Origin of the sequence: Phenylobacterium sp. (assembly GCF_031425575.1) — a bacterium.
In the GTDB taxonomy this organism is placed as follows: Bacteria; Pseudomonadota; Alphaproteobacteria; order Caulobacterales; family Caulobacteraceae; genus Phenylobacterium.
On the sequence record NZ_JANPJP010000376.1, the window covers coordinates 12172 to 30119 of the forward strand.

A 17948-nucleotide genomic window follows, 5' to 3' on the forward strand; every position below is an offset into this window, starting at 1 on the left:
GTTTCCCACATAGGCGGGCGGTCCCAACTTGCCCAGGGGCAGCGCCCTAACCGCCGCCGATCCGCGAGGCGAGATCGGCCGCCAGGTCCTCCAGTTGGTCCAGACCCGAATTGGTCCCTTCCTCGAAGCCGCCGCCGATATGCATCTTCGCAATCTCGTCGCTGGCGAACACCGTGTGCAGGGTCAGCCTGGTCTTCCCGTCCGCCTCGTCAAAGGTGACGGTGACCACCATCATCTTCTCGAAGTTGAAGCCGTTGTCGTAGACGATCTTCCTGTTCGGAACGATCTCCAGATAGGTCCCACCGAAGGGCTCGTTCTGCACACCGCTCGGCCCGGTCATCGCAAACTTGAACGTGCCCCCGACCCGGAAGTCGATCTCCGCCAGGGTCACGGGCCAGCCCACCGGGCCAAACCACCTCATGATGTGCTCGGGCCGCGAATAGGCCTCGAACAGCAGGGCGGCCGGGGCGTCGATGACCCGGGTCAGGGTGATCTCGCGATCGGTTTCGACGGTTCTCATGATGGCTCTCCCTTGGCCTGGAGGTCTTTCACATAGGCTTCGAGCTGGTCGAGGCTCTCGTCCCAGAACCGGCGATAGTCGCCGATCCAGCGGGAGGCCTCGGCCAGTGGCTTGGCGTTCAGGCGCACCGGTCGGAACTGGGCGTTACGGCCCCGCGAGACCAGCCCTGCCCCCTCCAGCACCTTCAGATGCTTGGAGATCGTCGGCTGGCTCAGGGAAAAAGGCGCCACGAGCTCGTTGACCGTCGCCTCCCCCTCCGCCAGCCGCGCCAGGATCGCCCGCCGCGTTGGATCGGCCAGGGCGCCGAACACAAGATCCATTTGATGCACCCCTGACTGCATATATCGTCACCCATCTATATTGCTATATAGCAATATATTAAAACCTGGGGACGTCAACCCGCAGCTCCGACAAGTCTAATTGGATTGCATGATCGACTCGGCAGCCGAGATGACCACCTTCGACGCAGCCGCGGTGAAGCTTAACCTCTAGGCGGCCGCGGCGGCCCGGGTCTGCCGCGCCAGCTGGCGGAAGGAGATCAGCCGCTCGCTGGCCTCGTCCCACAGCGACAGCGGCACAGCGCGGATGCTTTGCGGGACCGAGAGCCGGGCGGCCTCGCACAGCTCCGGGTGATCCTTCAGGACGGTGGGCAACCGGTAGAAGGGGATGCGGCTAGCGATGTGATGCACGTGGTGCACGCCGATATTGGCGGTCATCCAGCGCAGGGGCTGCGGCAGGTGATAGTGCGAAGCGCCCTTCAGCGCCGCCTCCGTCAGATCCCAGTCGTCGCGCCGCGCCCAGTAGGTGCCCTCGAACTGGTGCTGCACATAGAACAGCCAGACCCCGATGGACGACGCGATCACCAAGGTCGGCAGATTGACCAGCAGCAGGGCCTGCCAGCCCGCGAGCAGGGCGACGATCACCAGGAAGACGGCGATGCCTGCATTGGTGCCCATGGCGCTCAACCATGGTCGCCAGCCGCCCTTCATCAGGCCGCTGGGCAGACGCTGCTCCAGCAGAAAGACATAGGCCGGGCCGATGCCGAACAGCACCAACGGATGCCGATACAGCCGGTAGCCGACCCGCCGCCACAGCGGTAGAGCGCGGTACTCCTCCACCGTCAGGGTCAGGATGTCGCCGAGGCCCCGACGGTCCAGGTCGCCGGAGGTGGCGTGGTGGATGGCATGGGTCTGGCGCCAGCAGTCGTAGGGCGTCACGGTGAGCACCCCGATGACCCGGCCGATCCAGTCATTAGCGTGGCGATTGCGGAAGAAGGCCCGGTGGCTGCAGTCGTGCTGCACCATGAACAGCCGCACCAGGAACAGAGCCGCCGGAACCGCAAGCAACAGGGCCACCCACCAAAGCCCGAAGTGCGCCGCTGCCCAGGCCGCCCCCCAGATCGCCGCAAGGGGGGCCGCCGTCATCACGATCTCCAGGATCGAACGACCGGCGCTGGGCTGCTGGTAAGGGGCCAGACGCTGGCGCCAGGGGCGTGTGTCGGGATTCGGCAAGGCGAGCCTCTCGCAATTGGGACCCGCGAAATATCACCGCGATTGAGACTGTTTGACGTCAGCTCCGCCGTCGGCCGCTCGCGGCGTATTGGCCAGGGCGGCGAACCATAGGGGTCTGCGATGACGCCCCGAGGACGTCCGCCTTGGCTTGTCCTCCAACGACGGACCTCCCCTGCCCGTTCCGACAGGGTGGCCGAAATCAACCCGTCAGGTGGACTGGCTGGTGTCGGGCAGGTTCAGGATGCGCTTTGAGATGATGTTGTTCTGGATCTCGACGGAGCCGCCATAGATCGACATCGCCTTGCCTGACAACCAGCCGCGCACGGACTCGATTTCTTCCTGGGTGAAATCGCCGCCGGTCCAGCCCAGGCCCTGGTGGCCCATGATCTCCAGGGTCAGTTCGGCGCGCCCCTGGGACACCACCGTGGCGGAGTTCTTCAGCACCGAGGCGCCGTTGGTGGCTCCCGAGGCTTCCTTCGATTCCGCCATAACCCGGGCCAGGGTCAGGCCGTGGATGCGGGCGTCCATCAGGTGCCGGGTCAGGCGCGTGCGCAGGTCCAGGTCGGCGATGCGACCGTCCTCATCGACCTCGACATAGCGCTTGGCGATCTCGTTCAGCGGCACGGTGCGGCCACCGCCGCCTGTCCCGGTCTGGCTGGCCCGCTCGTGCTGCAGCAGGCGCTTGCCCACCGTCCAGCCGCCGTTCAGCGGCCCCAACAGGCCCGCCTTCTCGGCCCGCGCATCGGTGAAGAAGGTTTCGCAGAACGGAGAGGCGCCGGCGATCAGGGCGATGGGCCGCGGATCGATGGCCTTCTGGTGCATGTCGATCAGCATGAAGCTGATTCCCTCATGCTTCTTGGCCGCGAAGTCGGTGCGCACCAGCGCCCCGCACCAGTCGGAGTACTGGGCCCCGCTCGTCCACGTCTTCTGGCCGTTGATGACGTAGTGGTCGCCGGCGTCCTCGCACTTCATCTGCAGGGACGCCAGGTCGGAGCCAGCGCCCGGCTCGGAATAGCCCACGCACCACTGGACGTCGCCGCGCACGATGGGCGGGATGTGCTGTTTCTTCTGCTCGTCGGTGCCGTAGTCCAGGATGGTCGGACCGATCATGGTCACGCCCATCCCGAACATCATCGGATTGAACGCGCCGATCTTGCCCATCTCCTGGGCCAGGACCTTGGCCTGCTGGGGCGACAGACCGCCGCCGCCATATTCCGCCGGCCAGGTGGGGGTGGCCCAGCCCTTCAGACCGATGGCCTTGCGCCAGGCCTTGAGCTCGGCGTGGGTGGTGGTCACCTCGGTGGCGGCAAGGTTTCCCTTGCCCTTCAGCGAGGCCGGGAAGTTGGCCTCCAGCCAGGCGCGGGCCTCCGCACGGAAGTCCTCGAGTTCGATGTCGGATCCGAAATCGGCCATGTCTGTTCCTCCGCGCATCCTGGTTTGTTGGCCCTAGTCTAAGCCTCTGAAACCGCGCGCCAAGTGTGACGTGGCGGCATGCGCGCAAACGAGAACCGCTGACGCTGGGGGGACCAGCGCCAGCGGCTTCAACACCTGATGGAGACGCTGTCTCTTACATCGAGGCGACTTGAGTTGAACCCTCGGCGCGGGCCAGCTGGCGCAGCTGCACCTTGGCCGAGCGCACGGCGACGGTCACGCAGGCGCGGTAGCCGTGGGCGTAATCGTTGGTCGCTTTGCAGACAGTGTCGGCGGCGGCGGCGATATCGGCCGCGATCTGTTCATTCGACCGGCCCGCCAGGGCGACCCGGACGCTGACGACGCCGGTGCGGCCATTCTCAAGCTTGGCGGCGCGGACTGGAGACGGCGCGGCGGCCTGACGGGCGCGGTTGATGGCGTTGAAATCGCTGTTGGCTTTCCGCACCGCAGCGGCCCAGCAGTCGCCGGCCGGCGCGCCGCAGACCTTCGAGGCGGCGTCGCGGATTTCCGTGCGAACCTGAGTGACGGACTTGCCGGCCAGGGCGATGCGGACGCTCTGCACGTTCACCGACGACGCAGCCTCAGCGGCGAACGAGGGGACGGAGAAGGCGGCGACGGTGGCGGCGAGGGCGAAAGCAGCAAAGGTCTTCATGGCGTGTTCCCGACTGTGTGTTTGTGTTTTGTTTGTTGATTGAACTTGTCGAGAACGCTTATGAGGCTTTCGATTTAAAGCGTAGTTTAGCTTCAAGGTGAATAAGGATTTAATCAAATCTGTATTTTGAATTACTATGACTATACACAAACTGCGCCTGACCAAGCACGCAAGCGGCCGCCTCAGCCCCCCACGGGCCGAACGCAACTGGCTTGTTGATAGGTGGTCAGGCGGACGCGCCGCCGCGCCCGGCTCAGGGTTCGCGGTGGTCGCCCACCGAGACATTGAGATCGTTCAGCAGGCCGTCTTCCAAGGAATAGACCAGGCCATGCACCCACAGGTCCTGGCCCCGTTTCCAGGCGTCCTGGACAAAGAGATCGCTGGCCACGTTCTGCACCTGACGGATGACGTTCAGCTCGCACAGGCGGTCGAGGCGCTCGGTCTGACTGCCCAGCTCGTCCAGCTCGCAGCGGTGCGCCTCGTGGACTTCACGAATGGGGTGCAGCCAGTGATCCACCAGACCTCGCCGGCCGCCGTCCACAGCCGCGGCCACGCCGCCGCAGCCATAGTGACCCACCACCATGATATGCTTCACCTTCAGCACTTCGACGGCGAACTGCAGGACCGAGAGGTAATTGGCGTCCTGCGGCGGGGCCAGGTTGGCCACATTGCGGTGCACGAACAACTCACCCGGATCGAGATCAACGATCTCGCTGGCCGGCACCCGGCTGTCGGAGCAGCCGATCCAGAGATAGTCGGGCGCCTGCTGGCCCATGAGCCGCTTGAAGAAGCCGGGATCGGCCGCGACCTTGCGCGCGGCCCAAGCCTTGTTATTCGCCTTCAGGTGATCGAGCATGGCCGCGCCATACCCCCGTCAGCCCGTCGCCGCAACCCCGTCTCAAGCCTGTCTGGGCCCGGGCCAGACGTCGCGCGCGCCCTCCGCGGCCACCGACATGCCCACACCCTGGCTGGAGCGGACAGGCAAGGTTGAGGGGTCGAAGCCGTCCAGGCAGAAGACGTTGACCTCATACATGTCCGGCGCCGCGCGCTTGCGGTGAAACACATAGATCCCGCAGGTGCGGCAAAAGTGATGCCGCGCCCTGTGAGTGTTCCAGACATAGACGCCCAGTTGGTCCGCGCCCGACAGCACGGTCAGGGCGTCCTCATGCACCCGCACCATCCGTGCGTTCTTCTTCACGCACAGCGAGCAGTCGCAGGCGGTGAGGTGCTCGATCTCCGCCTCGATGGCGAAGGTCACCGCGCCGCAGTGACAGGAGCCGAGGTGACGGGTCATGCGAGCCTCCGGTCGCGCCCCCCGAAGGGAGGCGCTTAGGAGCCCCTCTAGGCCAGGCCGACCAGGGCGGCAAACACCATGACGGTGCCGGCCAGGCCAACGACCCAGGCCAGGGGACGCACCATCGGCACGCCGAGGATGTAGAGCGCCGCGTGGGCCACGCGGGAGTAGAAGAACAGTTGAGCGCCCAGGACGGTGATCTCGCTGGAGACACCGGCCACCGCCGCCACCAGCACCAGGGGCGCGAACATGGTCAGGCCCTCGCGGTGATTGTCCACCACCCGCTTCATCCGGGCGTGGAAGCCGCTCGGCGGCGGCAGGTCGTCGCGCGAATTGGCCAGGGGAACCGCGCCCTGGGCCCGGATGCCCGCCAGGGCCTGTAGGAAGACCAGTACGAAAAGCAGGCCGACCGAGTAGGTCAGCATGGTCAGTTCAACGCTCATGATTTCCGCCCCAAAAGTTCGCTTCCTGGTGAAGCTTCACCTTGGGAGCTTCCGCTTGAGCGCCGGAGGCGTCAACCTGCGCCGCTCATCAGTCGGCCTGAGCCATGCTAGGCTGAACCGCGGGCCGAGCCAGGCATTGTCCTGCGGTCGAAGATTGGGAGACGTCCATGCGTTCGGTTTTGTTGACTGCAACCGCGGCGGCGTTCGGCGTGACCGCCTGCGGCCAGGGCGCTTCTGATCCCTTCGCCGGGTTCGGGCCAAAGCCGGAGCTTCCCACCCCCACCACGAGCGCGCTGCCGACGGTGAACGTCGCCAAGTTTGTGGGCTGGCCCAAGGATGGGGCGCCCAAGGCGCCGCCGGGCTTTGTCGTCACGCGCTTCGCCGACGGGCTGGATCATCCCCGCTGGCTGCTGGTCCTGCCCAATGGCGACGTGCTGGCCGCCGAGTCCTCGTCGGAGCCCAAGCAGCCGGAGAACTTGAAGGCCTGGGTCGCCCAACTGATCCAGAAGCGCGCCGGGGCCCTGCAGGAGAGCCCCAACAAGATCATGCTGCTGCGCGACTCCGACGCAGACGGCGTGGCCGACACCAAGGCGATCTTCGCCCAGGGGCTGAAGCGGCCATTCGGCATGGCCCTGGTGGGCGACACCCTCTACGTGGCCAACGACGACTCCATCGTCGCCTTCGCCTATTCCGACGGCCAGACCAAGGTGCAGGGGACCGGGACCAAGGTGTTCGACCTGCCCGGCGGGCCGCTCAATCATCACTGGACCAAGAACATCATCGCCAGCCCGGACGGGCAGAAGCTCTACGCCACCGTCGGCTCCAACTCCAACGTCGGCGAGAACGGCATGGCCGCCGAGGCCGGCCGCGCCCAGATCGTCGAATTCACCCTGCCCGAGGGGCCCAGTCGACCCTACGCCACCGGCCTGCGCAACCCCAACGGCATGGACTGGGAGCCGGTGACCGGCAAGCTGTGGACGGCGGTCAACGAGCGCGACGAACTCGGCGATGACCTGGTCCCCGACTATATGACCAGCGTCGCCCAAGGCGGCTTCTACGGCTGGCCCTACAGCTATTACGGCCAGACGGTCGATACGCGGGTGAGCCCGCCGCGGCCGGACCTGGTGGCCAAGGCCCTGGTCCCCGACTACGCCCTCGGACCCCACACCGCCTCGCTCGGCCTGGCCTTCTACCGGGCTGAGGCCTTTCCACCAGGCTACAAGGGCGGCGTGTTCATCGGCCAGCACGGCTCCTGGAACCGCAAGCCGTTGAACGGCTATCGCGTGGTCTTCATCCCCTTCGCCAACGGCAAGCCCGCGGGTCCGCCCCAGGCCTTCCTCACCGGCTTCCTGAACGCCAAGGGAGAGGCCCAAGGCCGGCCAGCCGGGGTGGCGATCGACAACGCCGGCGCCCTGCTGGTAGCCGACGACAGTGGCGACACCGTGTGGCGGGTGGCCAACGCCAATCCTCCGCCGGCGCCCGTCCCAGCCGCGCCCAAGCCCTAGAAGCTCTTGCGAATCCGCAGGTTCCAGACCCGGCCCCAGCGCAGATCGCGCACGTCGGTATAGAGCAGGGCGCTGCGGTCGCGCGGCCCCGCATAGACCTCACGGGTCCGCTGAGCGCTACGCTCGGTCACATTCATGAGCTCCAACCGGACGCTCAGGTCGGCCTTGGGCTTGTACTCCCCGTACAGGGTCACCCAGGTGTCCAGCTTGCGCGTCTCGATCTCCGAGAGCCGATAGGCTCTATCGCGCCAGCCGTAGGAGTCGTTGGCGTTGGAGCCGCCCTTGTTGACGTCGATGCCCCAGTTGGACTTCCAGCGCGGCAGGTCCTGGCTGAAGTGCATATCCCACTCCATGTGGCGCAGGCCGGAAATCTGGCGCGTCTGCAAGGTCAGCGGATCGATGACCTCGGAGCGGCGCCACACCGCCTGGGCCTTCAGCTGCGCGGCCGGAATGCGGAAGCGGTCCAGGGGCACGCTGAGACTGACCTGCACCTCGTCCTTGGTCCCCTCGCCGATATTGCCGGGGGCGTCGGCGACGGTGCCGCCCGGACCGAAGATCGGAGCGCGGTCGATGACGTCAGTCAGCTCAGAGTGGCGGACGGTCAGGATCGCCGCGCCGCTCTTCCAGAACCGCTGCTCGACGGCGGCCTCCACCACCCAGGCCTGCTGCGGCGACAGGTCGGGATTGCCGGCGATCACCGTCCCGGTGTTGGCCACCGAGGACGGGGCCACGAAGTCGTCGAAGTTGAGCTGCCCGACCTCCCGCTCGACCCGCAGGCGCACCTGGGTGCCCGGCGTCGCCGACCAGGTCGCCGACACCCGCGGCTTGCTGAACTGCAGCTGCTTCTCCAGCAGTACGTCGCCCTCCGACGAGATGGTCGAGCGTTCCTGACGCCAGCCGGCCTCGACGGTCAGGGCCTCGGTCGGCCGCCAGGTCGCGGTGGCGAACACCTCGGCCCGCTTTTCGGTCACCAGCACGCTGGCGGCCGGCAGTCGCACCTTCACCGCGTTCAGGAACAGGGTCGTGGTGTTATCGAGCTTGTTGTAGGCGCCCTCCCCGCCGAATTCCCAGGTGAGGCTGGGTGACTGGGCGAAGCGCACATGGCCGCGCCCCACGCTCTCGGTGGACTTGCGGTCGCCCTCGAACTGGCGAACCAGGTTGGCGCCCTCGAACCGCGACTTGGTGTTGTTGTTGTTCCACTGCTGGAAGGCCACCGCCTCCAGGTCCAGGCGCGGCGTCAGAGGGCGTGTGAAGCGCCCGCCCACCTCGGCCTGCAGCCGGTCGATGGTGTCGTACTGGTATTCCTTGCCACCCGGAAAGCGGATGCGGTCGGTCATCTCCGACGAATAGGGGGTCAGCATATAGGCCGCGTTCAGCCGCAGCTTGCCGCCGGCCAGCGGGGTCTCATAAGCGCCGGTGGTCCACTGCCGCAGGCCCTTCCCGTCGGCGTCCACGTCGGAGAGGATCAAGGTCGAGCCATTGGCCGCGGTGCGGACTCGCCGGCCGTCGCCCAGCTGGTCGTCAGGGCCGTAGCCCAGGACGACCGAGGCCTCGGCGGACCGCCCGCCGGCCCAGCGCCACTGCCCCTCGGCCCGGAAGCTGCCCAGCACCCGGCCGTCATACAGTGCGTAGGCGCCCGCGGTCGTGGCCCCGCGGAAGCCCGCCGTGGACTTGCGCACCACGTTCACCATCACCGTCCGGCCCTGCATGTCGATGCCCGGCGCGCCGCCGCGGATCAGATCGACATGGGCCACGGCGCCCGCCGGGATACGCCTGAGGATTTCGTCCAGGGCGTCGTTCTTGGCCACCGCCGGCTCGCCGTCGATCTGCACATTGCCGCCAGACCCCGCCAAGCCGCGAACCACGGTCCCCTTGTCGAAGGAGAAGCCCGGCACCCGGATGACCATGTCATAGGCCGTCGAGGGCGAGGCCTCGGCGAAGAAGCTGGGGGGATAGGCGATGATCCCGGTCTCGGAGGTGGCCGCCGCCACCGGGGTCACCAGCTCAGCCGGCTGGCCTGCGGCCAGAGCGGCGGCCGCCGCGGCGATCATCAGCATACCCATCACGCGCCCCTCCCCCGGAACAGAGACGGTTCTGGCTTACTTCGTAAGCTCTCGCCACCCTCCTCACCTCGATGGGGCGATTCGCCCCGCCGTGCGGCCTTGGCGTAACAAGGTTGGCGGTTTAGACCCGCCCGGTGACCGGGACCAGGGCGCCGGTCACAGCGCTGGCGGCCGGCGAGGCCAGGAACAGGATCACCGCGGCCAGTTCGTCGGCCCGCACCCAGGTCGCGAAATCGGCGTCGGGCATGTCGGCGCGGTTGGCGGGCGTGTCGATGATCGAGGGCAGGACGGCGTTGACCGTGACCTCTCCCTTCAGTTCCTCCGCCAGGCTCTCGGTCAGACGGTGGACCCCAGCCTTGGAGGCGGCGTAGGCGCCCATGCCGGCAGCGGACTTCAACGCGCCGTTGGCGCCCACATTGACGATGCGGCCGGCCGAACTGGCCCTCAGATGCGGGATGGCGGCGCGGCTCGCATTGGCCGTGGTCCGCACGTTCAGGGCGTAGAGCCTGTCCCAGACCGCCGGGTCCCCGTCGGCATGGGTCTGCCAGGCGAAGCCGCCGGCGACATTGATCAGGGCGTCCAGGCCGCCCAACCGCGCGGCGGCCTCGTCAATGGCGGTCCTGGCCCCATCGGGATCGGTGAGATCGACGCCCGAGAGCGCCAGGGCGTCGGGCCCGCAAGCCGCGACCAGGCCCTCGGGGGCGCTCTTGGCGAAGTCGATGAGCGCGACCCTGGCCCCCTGCCCGGCCGCGGCGCGGGCGACGGCGGACCCCAGGATTCCGAATGCGCCGGTGACGGCGACGATGCGTGGCTGGCTCAAGTCGGTCCCCAATTCAGCGAGGCTTCCTTCTCCCGCACGGAGCGAAGGAAGCCAAGCCGATTGAGGTTCTAGAGGCGCTCGACGATGGTCACGTTGGCCATGCCGCCGCCTTCGCACATGGTCTGCAGGCCATACTTGCCGCCCTTGGCTTCCAGGGTGTTCAGCAGGGTCGTCATCAGCTTGGTGCCCGAGGCGCCGAGCGGGTGGCCGAGCGCGATGGCGCCGCCGTTGACGTTCAGCTTTTCGCGATCGACGCCCAGGGTCTTCATGTAGGCGACAGGCACCGAGGCGAAGGCTTCGTTGACCTCATAGAAGTCGATGTCGTCGGCCTTCATGCCGGTCCGCTTGAAGGCGCGTTCGGTGGCGGGAATCGGCGCCTCCAGCATGATCACTGGGTCATGGCCGAGCAGGGTCATGTGGTGGATGCGGGCCAGCGGCTTGACGCCCAGTTCCTTCAGGCCCTTTTCCGAGACGATCATCACGCCCGAGGCGCCGTCGCAGATCTGGCTGGAGGAGGCCGCGGTGATCCGGCCGCCCTCGCGCAGCAGCTTCACGGCCTTGATGCCGTCCAGGCTGGCGTCGAAGCGAATGCCCTCGTCGATGTTGTGGACGCTCTTGTTGCCCTCGGCGTCGGTGATCTCGATGGCGCAGATCTCGTTCTTGAACGCCCCGGCCTGGGTCGCGGCGATGGCGCGCTGGTGCGAGGAGTAGCTGAACTCGTCCAGCTCATCCTTGGTCAGCCCGTACTTCTCGGCGATCATCTCGGCGCCGACGAACTGCGAGAACTGGATGTTCGGGTACTGCTCCTGGATGCCCGGGCTCATATAGGTGCCAAAGCCGTTCTGGGCCGGCAGGGCGGCGGAAAGGCCCATGGGTACCCGGGTCATGCTCTCGACGCCCGAGGCGATGACGATGTCCATGGTGCCGCTCATCACGGCCTGGGCCGCGAACTGCAGGGCCTGCTGAGACGAGCCGCACTGGCGGTCGACGCTTGTGCCGGGCACGCTCTCGGGCATGCGCGAGGCGAGCACGGCGTTGCGCGCCACGTTCACCGACTGCTCGCCCACCTGCATGACGCAGCCCATGATGACGTCTTCCACCAGGGCCGGATCGGCGCCGGTGCGGTCGAGCAGGTCATTGAGAACACTCGCGGCCAGATCGACCGGATGCCAGTCCTTCAGTTTGCCGCCCTTGCGGCCGCCGGCCGTGCGTGAGGCCGCGACGATATAGGCTTCGCCCATGGTTCCGCTCCCTTTGGAATTGCGCGTCTCGCGCGTTGAAACGCACTTTAGGCGGGCGCCGTGAGGTAAGCCAACGGGGCCCGGCGCGGCTGGAGATTACAGCGGCGCCGAATTAGGCCACAAGGCGCGAAGGCCAAGCTGCGGAGCGCCCCGAATGACCCTGAAGCGCCGCTTCGACTTCCTGGCCCACCTCCTGAAGGCGTCGGTCCGCCAGCACCATCGAGAAATGATCCCGGTCTTCTCGCCGCACATTCCAGCCGAGGCGGTGGTGATCGACGTGGGCGCCCACGCCGGCCAGTTTTCGAAGCTGTTCGCCCGCATGGCGCCGCAGGGCAGGGTCTACGCCTTCGAGCCGTCGGCCTATGCCCGCTCGATCCTGACCCGGTCCCTGGCCTTCAACCGCCTGCCCCAGGTGACGGTGATCCCCATGGGCCTGTCGGACGCCCCGGCGGAGCTGATCCTGCGCACCCCCATCAAGGCCAGGGGCGGCCTGGGCTTCGGCATCGCCCACTTCGGCGAGGACGGGCAGGACACCCGCGACACCATGGACCAAGTCGTCCCCCTGACCACCCTGGACGCCTTCGCTCAGCAGGAGGGCCTGACCCACCTGGATTTCCTGAAGGCCGATGTCGAAGGCTGGGAGGTCAATGTCCTGAAGGGCGGCCTGAAGACCCTGGCCAAGTTCAAACCCGCCCTCTTCCTGGAAATCTCCGACGTCTCCCTGGCCCGCGCGGGCGCGAAACCGAGCGACATCTGGGACCTCCTGCGGCCCCTGGGCTACCGGGCCCACAAGGGGCCGGACTTTACTGCGGTCGACGGCTATGCCGGGGTGGAGGACTACCTGTTCGTGGCTGAGTGAACCTCTTCCCTCCCCGTTCACGGGGGAGGGGGACCGCCGATTAGGCGGTGGAGGGGGCGTGACCAGACACCGTGGATGGGGCTCGCCCCCTCCACCACGCCTACCGCGCGGTTCCCCTCCCCCGTTCCGCTCCGCTTCACAGGGGAGGAAAGAGCTAAACCGGCAACAGGCTCCCCAGCCGCTCGCCGTCCAGCTTGAAACTGGTGGGCAACACCCGCGGGTTGGGCTTCTGCAGCTTCAGCGCCTTGGCGCCGCGCGCCACCGCCAGCTTGCCCAGCGCGCCCGGCGTAAAGCCATGCTGAATGCGCGGACGCCTCGCGCCCAGCCGGCGGCGCAGGACCCCGTTGGCGTAGATCACATTGGCCCGCATCAGGGCCTGGGGGGTCATGAATTCGATGGACAGCGAGACGTTCAGCATCGGGCCGTTCTCGATCCGGTGCGGGGCGTTCTGGGCCCAGGTGACCATCTTGCCCGGCGTCAGGTCGTGAACCTCCGCCCCCGCGTCCCAGGCTGGATTGAAGGCGAACTGCTCGGCGGTCTCGCGCAACACGATCTTCTCCAGCGCCTCGTCGCCCACATAGGGATCGGCCACCGGATAGACCCAGACCCGCTTCTCCCCGCGCAGCTGCCAAAGCGACACCAGGGGCACGTCCAGATGGTAGAAGACCTGGGCGTTGGCCGAGGAGATCAGCATGCCCAGATCGCGCTTGAAGGTGCGAAGGCCGGGCACGTGGGCCTCCTTTTCGGCGAAAATCTCATCGCCCAGGGCGGCGTACTGCGGCAGGTGCAGGTTGGTCTCCCGCAGGTTCAGCCAGATGCGGCCCGACTGCGCGGCCTCCAGAAGCTTGGACCCCGACAGCCCGCCCGCCGAGCCCCGTCGCCAGGTGGTCCAGGCCACCGGATCCTCCCCCATGGTGAACACCCCCAGCTTCTCGCGCGGATAGCGGTCCAGCAGCTGTTCCAGGCCCTCATCGTTGAACATCGGCCGCTCATGCAGTCCGTGCTCGAAGGCCAGGTTTGACCGGGTGAAGGCGGCGCCTTTTTCGGGGGTCCAGTCGTTGATGATGCTCATGTCGGAGCCCTCAGGCCGTAGAAGTGAATCTTGAAGGGACCCCACCACAGGGTCTTGCCCAGGCCGCGGGCCGCGCGGTCCAGGGTGAAGGCGAAGCGCGGGCTGCGGACCAGCCATTGCAGGCCCGCCATCAGGCCGTAGACGCCGGCCTGGGCCACGCCGATCGCCATCCAGCGCGCCACGCCCAGGCGGTCGGGCGGGCTGCTGATGGCGCAGTGGGCCGAAGGGCCCTGCCCGTAGGCGAAGGCGCGCGCGATCGTGTAGTCCAGGGTCAGGCGGCTGGGCACGGGGTCTTCCCAGACCCAGGCGTCGGGCGCCCAGGCGAACCGCGCGCCCTTGGCCCGCATGCCGCCGAACAACAAATCATCCTCGCCCCCGATATGGTTGCGGATGGCCGAGAAGGGCGCCTTGGGGTCGGGCAGGCTGGCGCGGCGGATCAGGCTGTCGCCGCAGCCGTAATAGTGATCGATCACCCCCTCGCGCGGACCGTCGCCGACCCGGGAGAAGAACCATTCGAGATAGGCGCGATGCTTGGCGACGCCGGCGGGCGCGCGGCCGCGCACGGGTCCGAACACCACATCGGCGTCGTACTTCGCCTGGGCGGCCAACAGCGCGGCCAGCCATCCGGCGGGGGCCTCCTCGTCGTCGTCCAGGAAGGCGATGAAGTCGCCCTGGGCCTTCGCCATGGCGGCGTTGCGGGCGTTGGCGACCCCGGGTTCGGGCTCATGTACATAGACCACCGGGAACGGCGCCTGGGCCGCCAAGGTCTGGGTCAGAGCCTGGGCTGACGGAACCTGGTCATTGTCCACCACCACCAGCTCCAGGACCGCCGGATCGACGCCGGCCTGGGCGAAGGTCGAGCGCGCAGCCGTGGCCAGTCCGTCCAGGCGTCGCTGGGTGGGAATGATCAGGCTGACGCGCGGCGCGGGCATGGGGTCAGACGGCCTCCAGCTCGGCCGGCTGGCGGCGGACACGGGCGCCGATGGCCTGGGCCAGGCCGCGGGCGCGCCCGGCGAACGAGAGCTCGCTGCTGGCGATGATGTCTAACCGGCGTCGCAGCTTGCCCACGGGCCCCTGGCCATGGCCGCCGGCCAGGCTCCAGGCCTGTTCCGAAACCTGGGCCGCACGGCCGCCGAGGTTGGCGGCGGTGGCGACGCCCTCCCCGATCATCCGGGTCGTCAGCGCATAGGGCCGCTTGTAGTGCTCGTGGCCGGGACCAAGGTCATAGGTGGTCAGACCCATCTCCGGCATGGCCGCGATGGCCCGGCCCAGGAACACCTGGCCCGGCGACCAGGCGGCCAGTTCCGGATCGGTGGAGGCGATCCAGGGGTGATAGACCCCGCCCTGGCGTACGCCGAAGTGCCCCGCCACCAGTCGGTCTCCGGCATAGAGGTTGACCATCAGGCCCTGGAAATCGCCCTCCTGACGTTCGAACAGGGACTGCAACAACCCCTGCGTCCAGTCGGCGTTCAGGAATCCGTGGGCGCCGGTGCGGGCCAGTTGCTCGCGCTTCCACCGCAGCAGGGTGTCGAAGGCGGCCTGGTCGCGGTCCGCGCCGCGGATCGACAGCTCGCCGACCTCGCGGTCCAGCTTGTGGTCCAGGCGGCGATAGTTCTTGAACCGCTTGGGGCTGGCTGCCCGCAAGGCCTCCAGATAGGCCTCGGCGGTGGTTTCCAGCTCGATCACGAAGCTCTCGCGCTGCACGACGCCGCCCGCGAAGGCGCGGTTCGGATCGGTCAGGCCGGTGAAGCGGTAGACCGACAGGCACGCGACGGCCATCGCCTCGTCGGCGTCCAGCCCCTGCTCAGCCACCAGGCCATGATAGTCGGAGAGCGGCGCGCCGATCGGCCGGGCATAGCTGCCCGGGCGCCGGTGATAGGCCAGGAACCCCGCCGTGCGACCCGGCCAGCGCCAGACCGTAACCCGGGCGTCGGGACGAACCTTGCCCACCGCCAGGGCGAAGTCCGGCCCCAACAGCGGATTGGCGAACTCCGGCCGGCTGGTGCACAGCCTGCGCCAGGTGGAGATGTCGGTCTCCGACAGGTCGCTCGGGTGAAAGGTCTCTGCGCTCAACATCGTCTCAAGTCCTAGCTTGTCCCGGTTAGGGAAAGGTGGACCCGCACGCTGCAATCTACATGCCCTGGGACGTGTGCCGTTTCGTGTCAGGGGCGACTGGAACTGTCCGCCCTCGGGGGGGCGCGAGAGCCACGGCTAGACCCTGAGCAACACGTTGTAATTAATCACCAATTTCCACGATCAGCCTTACCGGAAGCTTAACCGGCTCTAGCTGAAGGCAGCCTGCAGAATCTTCTCCAGCCAGGCGGCGTCAACGGCGTCGAACGCGGCAGGCTCGGTGGCGTCCACATCGAAGACGGCGATCAGGTTTCCGGCGGAGTCGAACACCGGAACCACCACCTCGCTAGCCGACCGTCCGTCGCAGGCGATATGGCCAGGAAAGGCATGGACGTCCGGCACGAGCTGAGTCTGGCCGGTCGCCGCGGCTGTCCCGCAGACCCCGCGGCCGTAGGCGATCCGCAGGCAGCCGAGCGTCCCCTGATAGGGGCCGACCACAAGCTCTCGGTCCCGGTCGGGATCGACGACGTAGAAGCCGGTCCAGAAGTAGTGCTCGAAGCTTGCAGCCAGCATGGAGGCGATGGTGGCCATCCGAGCGACGCGGTTAGGCTCGCCCTCCAACACGGAGGCGATCTCCTGCGCCACGGTCGCATAGCGCGCGGCCTTGTCCTCGGGCAGGGTCAGGTCGTTGAAAGCTTCGGCCATGGCAGCCGTATACAGGCTTCTAGCCCACCGCCACCAGACGCCGGGCGCTCTTGCGGGAGACAACGGCCTCGAGGTTCCGGGCGACCCGGTCGGCCTCGACGGGATCCATCTCCACCTGACCCAGCAGATTGCGGATGGCGTCGAAGTGAATCTCGATCACCGCCGGATCACAGGCGTCGGGCCCGCCCATGGCGTCGACATAGGCGATCATCGACTCCGAGGCCCGCTCGACGGCCTTGTCGCGCACCTGACGGGCGCGGAAGGTGGTGTGCTGCATGACGCGGTAGATCATCTGCAGGGTGGCGCGGTCCACGCCCCCGCGGGCGGCGATCAGCCGCCGCATGGCCTCCAGCTCGACGCTGATGGTCTCGCGCGCCACGTCGCGTTCCACCTCGTCGGCGACCTCTTCGGGATCGCAGGTGCGGCGCAGGGGGCCGGAATAGTTCAGCTCCACCTTGCGGCGGCGATCTGGGCCGACATAGGCCTCGCTGATGATGAAGGGCCGGGGCCTCGTCAGCACCAGCTGGATGCGCGACAGCAGGGCGGCCGGCGTGAAGGGCTTGATCACGAATTCATTGACCCCGGCCAGGCGAGCGACCTGGACGTCCCGCTCGCTGCGCTGGCCGGTGACCATCACCACGGGCGCCTCAGGATTTGGGACGAGCGGGTCGGGATAGATGGCCGCGCGGCGGATCGAGCGGACGAGCTCCAGACCGTCCATCACCGGCATGGACCAGTCGGTGAAGATGATGTGCGGGCAGCGATGGCGCAGCAGCTCGCGTGCGCGATGGCCGTCCGGGGCGGTATAGACCTCTCCCACCCCGCCGGCCCGCAGCACATCGGTGATCAGGCGCAGGGTGTTGGAATGATCGTCGACCACGAGGATCTTCAGGCCCGACAGGTCGTCAGGCTTCAGATTCGCACTGGGCAGCAGTCGTTGCGAACTCATCGGCCCCGAAATCCCCAAACCCTGGCGAACATGATCGGCGAGCATTGAGATCGGGTTTATGCCGCAGGAGATTGTCGGGTCGCCGACCGTACTATCGGAGACCCAGGGCGGTCAGGGCGGCTCACGACCCGTTGCGGACATTTCCGCTTCCACTTACCCTCGCAACCGCAACAGGGGGCCACGCAAATCAACCGGAACAAGTGGCTCATCACGGGCGGCATACTTAGCCTGCTTGCAGCAGTCCTCCATGTCGCAGTCATCGTCGGTGGCCCAGCCTGGTATAGATTTTTCGGGGCTGGAGAAGGCATGGCGCGGGCGGCCGAGCGAGGCTCTTTCACCCCTGCTCTGGTCACCATCGCCATCGCTATGATTCTTCTGGTGTGGGCGCTTTACGCCTTTTCGGGCGCGGGCCTTATGCGCCGGCTCCCGCTTCTCCGAACTGGGCTGGTCCTGATCACCGCAGTCTATCTTCTTCGCGCCTTCGTACTCTTGCCAGCGCTTATGCTGCGGCCGGAACTGGTTGACACCTTCGCGATCGTCAGCTCGCTCGTGGTCCTGGCCTATGGGTTGGCTTATGCAGCCGGGACCTGGACAGCATGGACGGGGCTCAGCGCTCCACGGTCGGAGAAGGCAAGGGCGTAGGTCCGTAACCCACCGAGGCTGTGTGAGAACACCGAAGCAGCTTAGATTTCTGTCCATCAGCTTCGGGGGCCGGGATGAAACGGTTTGTGGAGGGGGAGGACCGGCGTCAGGGCACGCTGCTCCCGGAATATCTTGAGGACTACGTCTCCGAGGAGAACCCGGTCCGGG

At 67.3% G+C, this 17948-nt stretch carries 19 protein-coding genes; 3 read left to right on the plus strand and 16 right to left on the minus strand.

Going from position 1 to position 17948, the window contains the following annotated elements:
- Window positions 1–46 precede the first annotated feature (46 nt).
- The 8 genes from RMO97_RS21440 to RMO97_RS21475 form a co-directional block, all read right to left on the minus strand.
- Window positions 47–520: an SRPBCC domain-containing protein gene (locus tag RMO97_RS21440; protein WP_310543029.1), complete on the minus strand. Its 474-nt coding sequence runs from the start codon at window positions 518–520 to the stop codon at window positions 47–49.
- A complete protein-coding gene (locus RMO97_RS21445) occupies window positions 517–840 on the minus strand; it encodes a metalloregulator ArsR/SmtB family transcription factor (RefSeq protein WP_310543030.1) in 324 nt (107 codons plus the stop codon). The genes RMO97_RS21440 and RMO97_RS21445 overlap by 4 nt, the downstream gene beginning before the upstream one ends.
- A 168-nt stretch (window positions 841–1008) precedes the next feature.
- Window positions 1009–1944, minus strand: a complete 936-nt coding sequence (locus RMO97_RS21450) for a fatty acid desaturase (RefSeq protein ID WP_310543031.1) — start codon at window positions 1942–1944, stop codon at window positions 1009–1011.
- 294 nt (window positions 1945–2238) lie between these two features.
- Window positions 2239–3444 carry an acyl-CoA dehydrogenase family protein gene (locus RMO97_RS21455; RefSeq protein WP_310543032.1) on the minus strand — a complete coding sequence of 402 codons (1206 nt, stop codon included), beginning with the start codon at window positions 3442–3444 and terminating at the stop codon, window positions 2239–2241.
- Window positions 3445–3598: 154 nt separating this feature from the next.
- A complete protein-coding gene (locus RMO97_RS21460; RefSeq protein ID WP_310543033.1) occupies window positions 3599–4114 on the minus strand; it encodes a hypothetical protein in 516 nt (171 codons plus the stop codon).
- Between the two features lie 253 nt (window positions 4115–4367).
- Window positions 4368–4970, minus strand: a complete 603-nt coding sequence (locus RMO97_RS21465) for a carbonic anhydrase (RefSeq protein WP_310543034.1) — start codon at window positions 4968–4970, stop codon at window positions 4368–4370.
- A gap of 42 nt (window positions 4971–5012) precedes the next feature.
- Window positions 5013–5408: a GFA family protein gene (locus RMO97_RS21470; RefSeq protein ID WP_310543035.1), complete on the minus strand. Its 396-nt coding sequence runs from the start codon at window positions 5406–5408 to the stop codon at window positions 5013–5015.
- Window positions 5409–5455: 47 nt separating this feature from the next.
- Window positions 5456–5851: an MAPEG family protein gene (locus tag RMO97_RS21475; protein ID WP_310543036.1), complete on the minus strand. Its 396-nt coding sequence runs from the start codon at window positions 5849–5851 to the stop codon at window positions 5456–5458.
- A gap of 167 nt (window positions 5852–6018) precedes the next feature.
- Here RMO97_RS21475 and RMO97_RS21480 point away from each other — a divergent pair, with 167 nt between their 5' ends.
- On the plus strand, window positions 6019–7356 hold the full coding sequence (locus RMO97_RS21480) for a sorbosone dehydrogenase family protein (protein WP_310543037.1): 1338 nt from the start codon (window positions 6019–6021) through the stop codon (window positions 7354–7356).
- Here the strand turns inward: RMO97_RS21480 and RMO97_RS21485 are convergent.
- The 3 genes from RMO97_RS21485 to RMO97_RS21495 form a co-directional block, all read right to left on the minus strand.
- Complete coding sequence (locus RMO97_RS21485; protein WP_310543038.1) at window positions 7353–9419, minus strand: TonB-dependent receptor; 2067 nt, start codon at window positions 9417–9419, stop codon at window positions 7353–7355. The two genes, RMO97_RS21480 and RMO97_RS21485, sit on opposite strands and share 4 nt — an antisense overlap.
- Window positions 9420–9540: 121 nt before the next feature.
- Window positions 9541–10239, minus strand: coding sequence for an SDR family NAD(P)-dependent oxidoreductase (locus tag RMO97_RS21490; protein WP_310543039.1), 699 nt, complete (start codon window positions 10237–10239; stop codon window positions 9541–9543).
- Between the two features lie 68 nt (window positions 10240–10307).
- Window positions 10308–11480, minus strand: a complete 1173-nt coding sequence (locus tag RMO97_RS21495) for an acetyl-CoA C-acetyltransferase (RefSeq protein WP_310543040.1) — start codon at window positions 11478–11480, stop codon at window positions 10308–10310.
- Window positions 11481–11634: 154 nt separating this feature from the next.
- On the opposite strand from RMO97_RS21495, the gene RMO97_RS21500 reads away from it, so the two are divergent.
- Window positions 11635–12339 carry an FkbM family methyltransferase gene (locus RMO97_RS21500; protein ID WP_310543041.1) on the plus strand — a complete coding sequence of 235 codons (705 nt, stop codon included), beginning with the start codon at window positions 11635–11637 and terminating at the stop codon, window positions 12337–12339.
- 154 nt (window positions 12340–12493) lie between these two features.
- On the opposite strand, the gene RMO97_RS21505 is transcribed toward RMO97_RS21500, so the two are convergent.
- The 5 genes from RMO97_RS21505 to RMO97_RS21525 all read right to left on the minus strand — a co-directional run bounded on the left by RMO97_RS21505 (window position 12494) and on the right by RMO97_RS21525 (window position 17138).
- Window positions 12494–13411, minus strand: a complete 918-nt coding sequence (locus tag RMO97_RS21505) for a hypothetical protein (RefSeq protein ID WP_310543042.1) — start codon at window positions 13409–13411, stop codon at window positions 12494–12496.
- On the minus strand, window positions 13408–14343 hold the full coding sequence (locus RMO97_RS21510) for a glycosyltransferase family 2 protein (protein WP_310543043.1): 936 nt from the start codon (window positions 14341–14343) through the stop codon (window positions 13408–13410). The genes RMO97_RS21505 and RMO97_RS21510 overlap by 4 nt, the downstream gene beginning before the upstream one ends.
- 4 nt (window positions 14344–14347) lie before the next feature.
- The gene (locus tag RMO97_RS21515) at window positions 14348–15487 is read right to left on the minus strand and encodes a GNAT family N-acetyltransferase (protein ID WP_310543044.1); all 1140 of its coding nucleotides are present in this window, start codon (window positions 15485–15487) and stop codon (window positions 14348–14350) included.
- Window positions 15488–15694: 207 nt separating this feature from the next.
- Window positions 15695–16189: a GAF domain-containing protein gene (locus RMO97_RS21520; protein ID WP_310543045.1), complete on the minus strand. Its 495-nt coding sequence runs from the start codon at window positions 16187–16189 to the stop codon at window positions 15695–15697.
- A gap of 19 nt (window positions 16190–16208) precedes the next feature.
- Window positions 16209–17138, minus strand: coding sequence for a response regulator (locus RMO97_RS21525; protein WP_310543046.1), 930 nt, complete (start codon window positions 17136–17138; stop codon window positions 16209–16211).
- Window positions 17139–17444: 306 nt separating this feature from the next.
- Here RMO97_RS21525 and RMO97_RS21530 point away from each other — a divergent pair, with 306 nt between their 5' ends.
- Window positions 17445–17780 (plus strand): hypothetical protein, encoded by a 336-nt coding sequence (locus RMO97_RS21530; protein WP_310543047.1) that lies wholly within the window; start codon window positions 17445–17447, stop codon window positions 17778–17780.
- Window positions 17781–17948: the final 168 nt, after the last annotated feature.

What these genes read in the sequence shown, in the direction of transcription:
- RMO97_RS21440 (WP_310543029.1), bottom strand. Translation starts at nt 520, where the DNA reads ATGAGAACCGTCGAAACCGATCGCGAGATCACCCTGACCCGGGTCATC.
- RMO97_RS21445 (WP_310543030.1), bottom strand. Translation starts at nt 840, where the DNA reads ATGGATCTTGTGTTCGGCGCCCTGGCCGATCCAACGCGGCGGGCGATC.
- RMO97_RS21450 (WP_310543031.1), bottom strand. Translation starts at nt 1,944, where the DNA reads ATGACGGCGGCCCCCCTTGCGGCGATCTGGGGGGCGGCCTGGGCAGCG.
- RMO97_RS21455 (WP_310543032.1), bottom strand. Translation starts at nt 3,444, where the DNA reads ATGGCCGATTTCGGATCCGACATCGAACTCGAGGACTTCCGTGCGGAG.
- RMO97_RS21460 (WP_310543033.1), bottom strand. Translation starts at nt 4,114, where the DNA reads ATGAAGACCTTTGCTGCTTTCGCCCTCGCCGCCACCGTCGCCGCCTTC.
- RMO97_RS21465 (WP_310543034.1), bottom strand. Translation starts at nt 4,970, where the DNA reads ATGCTCGATCACCTGAAGGCGAATAACAAGGCTTGGGCCGCGCGCAAG.
- RMO97_RS21470 (WP_310543035.1), bottom strand. Translation starts at nt 5,408, where the DNA reads ATGACCCGTCACCTCGGCTCCTGTCACTGCGGCGCGGTGACCTTCGCC.
- RMO97_RS21475 (WP_310543036.1), bottom strand. Translation starts at nt 5,851, where the DNA reads ATGAGCGTTGAACTGACCATGCTGACCTACTCGGTCGGCCTGCTTTTC.
- RMO97_RS21480 (WP_310543037.1), top strand. Translation starts at nt 6,019, where the DNA reads ATGCGTTCGGTTTTGTTGACTGCAACCGCGGCGGCGTTCGGCGTGACC.
- RMO97_RS21485 (WP_310543038.1), bottom strand. Translation starts at nt 9,419, where the DNA reads ATGGGTATGCTGATGATCGCCGCGGCGGCCGCCGCTCTGGCCGCAGGC.
- RMO97_RS21495 (WP_310543040.1), bottom strand. Translation starts at nt 11,480, where the DNA reads ATGGGCGAAGCCTATATCGTCGCGGCCTCACGCACGGCCGGCGGCCGC.
- RMO97_RS21500 (WP_310543041.1), top strand. Translation starts at nt 11,635, where the DNA reads ATGACCCTGAAGCGCCGCTTCGACTTCCTGGCCCACCTCCTGAAGGCG.
- RMO97_RS21505 (WP_310543042.1), bottom strand. Translation starts at nt 13,411, where the DNA reads ATGAGCATCATCAACGACTGGACCCCCGAAAAAGGCGCCGCCTTCACC.
- RMO97_RS21510 (WP_310543043.1), bottom strand. Translation starts at nt 14,343, where the DNA reads ATGCCCGCGCCGCGCGTCAGCCTGATCATTCCCACCCAGCGACGCCTG.
- RMO97_RS21515 (WP_310543044.1), bottom strand. Translation starts at nt 15,487, where the DNA reads ATGTTGAGCGCAGAGACCTTTCACCCGAGCGACCTGTCGGAGACCGAC.
- RMO97_RS21520 (WP_310543045.1), bottom strand. Translation starts at nt 16,189, where the DNA reads ATGGCCGAAGCTTTCAACGACCTGACCCTGCCCGAGGACAAGGCCGCG.
- RMO97_RS21525 (WP_310543046.1), bottom strand. Translation starts at nt 17,138, where the DNA reads ATGAGTTCGCAACGACTGCTGCCCAGTGCGAATCTGAAGCCTGACGAC.
- RMO97_RS21530 (WP_310543047.1), top strand. Translation starts at nt 17,445, where the DNA reads ATGGCGCGGGCGGCCGAGCGAGGCTCTTTCACCCCTGCTCTGGTCACC.